4 protein-coding genes are annotated in these 6,287 nt (G+C 48.6%); 1 reads left to right on the top strand and 3 read right to left on the bottom strand.

Annotation, left to right across the window (positions count from 1 at the left end):
• Nucleotides 1–471 precede the first annotated feature (471 nt).
• The 3 genes from serS to G7Y39_RS06455 all read right to left on the bottom strand — a co-directional run bounded on the left by serS (nt 472) and on the right by G7Y39_RS06455 (nt 4,468).
• Nucleotides 472–1,746 carry a serine--tRNA ligase gene (gene serS / locus G7Y39_RS06465; RefSeq protein ID WP_165156223.1) on the bottom strand — a complete coding sequence of 425 codons (1,275 nt, stop codon included), beginning with the start codon at nt 1,744–1,746 and terminating at the stop codon, nt 472–474.
• A gap of 49 nt (nt 1,747–1,795) precedes the next feature.
• Nucleotides 1,796–2,335: an NlpC/P60 family protein gene (locus G7Y39_RS06460; RefSeq protein WP_165156221.1), complete on the bottom strand. Its 540-nt coding sequence runs from the start codon at nt 2,333–2,335 to the stop codon at nt 1,796–1,798.
• A gap of 138 nt (nt 2,336–2,473) precedes the next feature.
• Nucleotides 2,474–4,468 carry a glycoside hydrolase family 97 protein gene (locus G7Y39_RS06455; protein WP_165156219.1) on the bottom strand — a complete coding sequence of 665 codons (1,995 nt, stop codon included), beginning with the start codon at nt 4,466–4,468 and terminating at the stop codon, nt 2,474–2,476.
• Nucleotides 4,469–4,546: 78 nt separating this feature from the next.
• Between G7Y39_RS06455 and G7Y39_RS06450 the strand changes: the two genes are divergently transcribed.
• Entirely contained in the window at nt 4,547–6,286 is a 1,740-nt protein-coding gene (locus tag G7Y39_RS06450; RefSeq protein ID WP_165156217.1) for an SGNH/GDSL hydrolase family protein, read from the top strand.
• The last annotated feature ends 1 nt before the right edge of the window (nt 6,287 follow it).

Raw genomic sequence — 6,287 nt, 5'->3', positions numbered from 1 at the left:
ACCCTCCGCCTTGTAGCGAATGTAAAAGTTTTCAAAATCTTCGTTGCTGTAATACATAATTTATCAAGATTAATGTTACAGCCGCGAATGTAGTCGGTTTTACTCAGGCTGTGCTTGGACGCTTACGTTGTAAACAGCCGTGAATGGGCATCGTAACCCCGTCAGAACCCAGTCGTAACCCAATGGAATCGCCCAAAAAGGTCAATGGATACGCATTCGGATGAATGATTTTCGCTAGAACGAAAGGGCATTTCCCGGTATCCATCTAAAGATAAACCGATTAAATATATTTTAACGTAGAATTGAAGAGGCCTTGTCCCTTGCCCCGGAATAATCGACTCTCCGGGACTTCCGTTTACAAAATGTCAAGTAGCTAGCGTACGACCCCGTCTCGCAAATTGACTGATGCTTCAAGCGGCTCAGGAGGCCTGTGTCGCATATAACGGCATCCCGACATGGCCTCACTCATTCTTATTTGATCCTATCAAACCCGGTGTAAGGGATCAACGCTTTCGGGACGCGGATGCCTTCGGGGGTTTGGTTGTTTTCCAATAAGGCGGCTACGATACGAGGCAAGGCTAAGGCGCTGCCATTCAAGGTATGGCAAAGCTGCGTTTTCTTATTCTCGTCACGATAGCGGCATTTCAAGCGGTTGGCTTGATACGTATCGAAGTTGGACACGGAGCTAACTTCCAACCAGCGTTGTTGTGCCTCGGAATACACCTCGAAATCAAAGCAAAGAGCAGCCGTGAAACTCATATCGCCACCACAAAGACGAAGGATGCGATACGGCAACTCCAATTTCTGAAGCAATCCCTCCACATGATTCAACATCTCTTGGTGAGATTGCCTGGAGTGTTCCGGTTTATCGATCCGAACCAACTCCACCTTAGAGAATTCATGCAAACGATTCAAACCGCGTACATCCTTGCCATAGGAACCTGCCTCACGACGGAAACATTGTGTATAAGCGCAATTCTTAACCGGCAACTGCTTCTCATCCAGAATGACATCCCGGTAAATATTTGTCACGGGCACCTCCGCGGTCGGGATCAAATATAAATCGTCCACCTCGCAATGATACATCTGTCCCTCTTTATCCGGAAGCTGTCCCGTACCATAACCGGAGGCCGAGTTCACCACCGTAGGCGGCATGATCTCCGAGTAACCGGCGTCACGGGCCTCATCCAGGAAGAAATTGATCAACGCACGCTGCAAACGAGCGCCCTGTCCTTTATAAACCGGGAAACCAGCGCCCGTGATCTTAACACCCAGATCGAAATCAATCAAATCATATTTCTTTGCCAATTCCCAGTGCGGAAGAGCGTTCTTCGGAAGTTCCGTTTCCATACCTCCCATTTTCTCTACCACATTGTCCTCAGCGGAGGCACCCTCGGGCACCTCATCATAAGGTACGTTCGGGATCGTATAAAGCAGGTTCCGCAGCTCCTCGGCAGCCTGATCCATCTCAGCCTGCAAAGCCTTGCTCACCTCCTTGATCTCGGAAACATGTTTCTTGGCGGCCTCCGCCTCTTCCCGCTTGCCCTCTTTCATTAATTGTCCGATCGACTTCGAAGTTGCGTTTACCTCCGCCAGGTTCTTATCTAATTGATTTTGCGCGACACGTCTTTTATCATTTAATTCCAACACTTTATCGATGCTTTCTTTCGCACCCTTGAAATGTTTCTTTTCCAATCCACGGATCACAGCATCCGTGTTTTCAGTGATTAATTTGATTGTCAACATATTCTATTTATGCTTATAATAGTTTTTCTAAGGCGCGAATTTAGTAATTTTATTTTACCCTACCACCCGTTAACCAAGTTCTTGTATAATAGGGTTCGCTAAGGTTACTTACCATCACGCCGCTAGAAGTGCTGGTATGGATGAAGCGCCCATTTTTCAAGTAAATCCCCACGTGATTCGGAACGCCACGCTTCCCGCCACGGCTCGTCTTGAAAAAGACCAGATCTCCTTCCTGTAACTTGCCACGACTCACTTTCTTGCAATTATACTTCAGCATATCCGCCGATGAACGGGCCAGCTGTTTTCCGTACACCTCCCGATAAACGATCGACACGAAACCGGAGCAATCCACGCCCCGTTTCGTGCTTCCTCCCAATTTATGACGTACACCCAACCAACGGGCTCCCTCGTTGTACAAGAATATATTATCTTCCGGTGTGATACGCACCCCATATAAGCGAGCCAACTCCTTCGGCCCCTTGAAATCGGCAGGCAAAGCTACTTTTTGTTGTTTCACGCTACCGCACGAGGCCAGGCATACAAGTAAAACAAAGATCCGGATAAACCCTAAAGGAATACTATTCTTCATATCATTTTCTCTGGATTAAGGCGCGAATATACGCATAAAGTTCAGGGATGTGTCCTAAGGTGATCCAAACAACGCCTGCGCCTATGAGCGCAAGCGTTTATTCGACGAGTGGCAGGATCACTTTAGACGATAGAAGGATTATCGTTTCTGGATACGAGCCGCGTAGCCACCACCGGGAGCCATATGGATCCTCAACTTGCGATCTGCCGGCACGGGGATTATCTCTTTCTTATAATCGCAGGCGGCACGATCGGCGTTTATGCCATCCTTAAATAATTCCAAGGTATAGTCACCTTCGCCCAAGAAAGACAAATCTAAATCCAGCTCCCTCGGTGTCCAATTGGTCAAGGCTCCGATATACCAAGCATTACCATGACGGCGGGCGATCGCCACATACTCGGAAACTTTTCCATCCAACGCGACCGTCTCATCCCAGATGGTGGGTATATGAGCGATAAAATCCGTACATTCCTTTTCCCTCCTGTAATTAGACGGGGCATCGCACAACATGTTGAAAGGAGACTCGAAGATCACGTAAGTAGCCAACTGGCGGCAACGGGTCCCTTGGCTCATCGGCTCCGAGTTTACCGGCCGATGATTACCTCTGGCGGCGTTACGCATAGCACCTTGCGTATAATCCATCGGGCCGGCGATCATACGGATAAACGGGATCGTGACATCATACGTCACCATATCGAACTCCTTCTCGGAAGACCACTTCACTTGCTCCAATCCGTTCACTCCCTCATAGTTCAACACGTTCGGATAGGTCCGTTGAAGACCTGTCGGCTTGAATACACCATGGAAATCCACGAGCATCTTATATTTCGCGCATACCTCGGAGGCTTTGTAGACAAAGTTCACCATTTCCTGATCGTCACGATCCAGGAAATCCACCTTGAAGCCTCTCACGCCCATATCCGAATAATGCTTCACGACATTCTCCATATCACGGGCGAAGGCCCAATAACCTGCCCAAAGGATAATACCGACATTCTTGGACTTACCGTAATCCACCAATTCTTGAAGATCGATCTCCGGTATCACTTGCATCATGTCCGCTTGCAGGTTCACGGCCCATCCCTCATCCAAGATTACGTACTCAATACCATGCTGGGCGGCGAAGTCTATATAATACTTGTAGGTGGGATTATTGATTCCCGCACGGAAATCCACGCCGTATAGATTCCAATCGTTCCACCAATCCCAAGCCACTTTACCCGGCTTGATCCAAGAGATATCGCTTACCCGGGAGGGAGAAGCCAGACGGTAGACCATATCACAATCGGCCAACTCCTTATCATTCCGGGAGATTATAAACGCACGCCAAGGGAAAGAACGGGTTCCGGATGTTTTGGCGATATAGTTCTCACGCTCTTTCACCAACATCTGTAACTGATTATGGCCACCTTGCTCCTTCACTTTCGGGTAAGGCGCATGAACCGCTTTCAAGGAAGGTTTTCCCGTCTCGTTATTCAAGAACATCCCGGGGAAATCCTCTAGATCGGCTTCCGTGATACAGATCTTGCGACCATCTCCCAGATCCACCAAAAGAGGCAGGATCTTCAAGCGTTTATCATTCAGGTTTGTGATCGTCTCGTTTACGTAGGGCTGCTCGAAGGAGTTGAAGAATTGCTCCTCGAACGTCGGCTTTGTACTATTCACGTAAGCGGTGAATGTCTTATAATCCGAGGGAAAGGTATAGACAGCCTCCTCGTCGGCGACAACGATCGATCCCTTTTTTTTCGTCGTGAAACGGTAAGCGACGCCATCGTTATAAACCCTGAACACCAATCCGTAGTCTCCCCGAAACGAGATTTGCATCTCATTATAGATATCCTTTACTACATCTTTCTTATAGAACGGGGAAGGTATTTCCTTATCCACCGAGGTCTTCGTCACTTTCGAGACTTTCGGGTTAGCGCCAAGTACCTCACCTCCCTGTAAAGTCATAGAAACGGCAGAATTCATCACCTCCGAATGATCCTGCGCGATGGTGAAAGTGACTTTATCGGCTACCGTAACCTCCACCTTTATGTCCCGGTTCGGAGACTGGACCTGATAATTCTTTTGAGCGATCGACGGGATAGCGCCCATTAAAAAGAGAAAAGCGAATAAAATATTTTTACTCATGATTTATGGATTTATGTTTGTTTATGAATACAAATATATACATTATCTTTGTCATACTTGTAACAAAGTAATACCGGAATGATGAGACTTCACAAAATCTTCTTAACGCTCGTATGTTTCACGACTCTTTCCGCCCACGCGCAATGGAAATGGCTCAACCCGCTCGAATGCGGATTTCCTGTCATACAAAACCAAGGATGGAGCGAAGAGATCGGAGACAGCTATGTCCGGCTTCCCCAAAGAGCCGAAGGCAAGGTACGTAAACCCGTATGGGATTTATCCCGTAACTCCGCCGGTTTGGCGATTCACTTTTTCAGCAACGCCCCTGAACTGAAAGTACGCTATCAAGTAAGCGGACCGCTGAATATGCCGCATATGCCCACGACAGGCGTATCCGGTGTAGATCTATATAGTATCGATAGTGACGGCCAATGGAGATTTTATTTCGGCGGTTATCCTTCCGGCGATACGCTTCAATACCATTATACGAACATAGGCAAAGATATATATCATGACAGGGGCTATGAGTTCCGCCTCTACCTACCTCCTTATAATACGACAAAGTGGTTGGAAATCGGCGTGCCCGAGAACGATGAGCTTACGTTTATCCCCGTATCGCCCGAGAAACCGATTCTCTTATACGGGACCTCGATCGCCCAAGGCGCATGCGCTTCTCGCCCGGGCATGACTTGGAGCACGATCTTGCGGCGTTCTTTGGGATATCCGCTTATCAACCTGGGCTTCTCCGGTAACGGACGTTTAGAGAAAGAGGTATTGGATTTTATTTGTGAGATAGACGCACGCCTTTATATCCTCGACTGCCTGCCCAACCTCACGCCAAAGAGCAAAGAAGAGATCTCGCGACTCATATCGGACGCAGTCAAGCAAATACGTGCCACCCACTCCTCTCCGATCTTATTGGTGGAGCATGCCGGATATAGCAACGCGCTCGCCGACGATACGAAGTTACAAGATTATACACGCATGAACGAAGGAGCTAAAAAGGCTTTCGAAGAGTTGCAGGCGCAAGGGATAAAGGAGATCTACTACCTTTCACGAGAAGAGCTGGGACTGCGCCCGGACGCTTGGGTAGATTACGTCCATCCTTCCGATTGGGGCATGGAAACACAGGCGAAGGCCGTAGAGCGAAAAGTACGGGAAATATTACGCGTCCCCCAAGGAGATCTCTCTACTACAAGGCCTGTCACCCAGCGCCGGGAACCCAATAATTACGAATGGCAAAAACGTCATCGGGATATTCTCTCGCTGAATCAGAGTAACCCGCCTCGAAGGGTGATCCTAGGTAATTCCATCACGCATTTCTGGGGAGGAGAGCCCAAAGGACCGTCCGTGCGAGGTATAGAGACCTGGGAGAAAATCATGCGCCCGGCCGGATTCCACAATCTCGGATATGGATGGGACAGGATCGAAAATGTACTTTGGAGAGTTTATCACGGAGAATTGGATGGATATAAGGCCGAGGAAGTCGTATTGATGATCGGCACGAACAACATCGGGATCAACAATGACAACGAGATCGTAGAAGGTCTTCGCTTCTTGCTTTCCGCCATCAGGCAACAGCAGCCGGAGGCCGAGATCAAGGTAATCGGCATCTTGCCCCGCCGCGACCAAGAAGAACGGGTAAGGCACCTCAATCTCCGCATCCGTCAAATGGCCGAGACCGGATGGTATACGTTCAAGGACCCGGGTACGAAGTTGCTCCGGGAAGACGGCAAGATAAACGAATCCTTATTCTCGGACGGATTACACCCGAACGAGGAAGGCTATAAACAAATCGTGGACGAGATCGCTCATTAAG

This window comes from Parabacteroides sp. ZJ-118, from assembly GCF_011038785.1.
GTDB lineage: Bacteria > Bacteroidota > Bacteroidia > Bacteroidales > Tannerellaceae > Parabacteroides.
The sequence above is the reverse complement of the archived record's forward strand: the minus strand, read 5'-3'. Positions and strand labels throughout refer to the sequence as shown.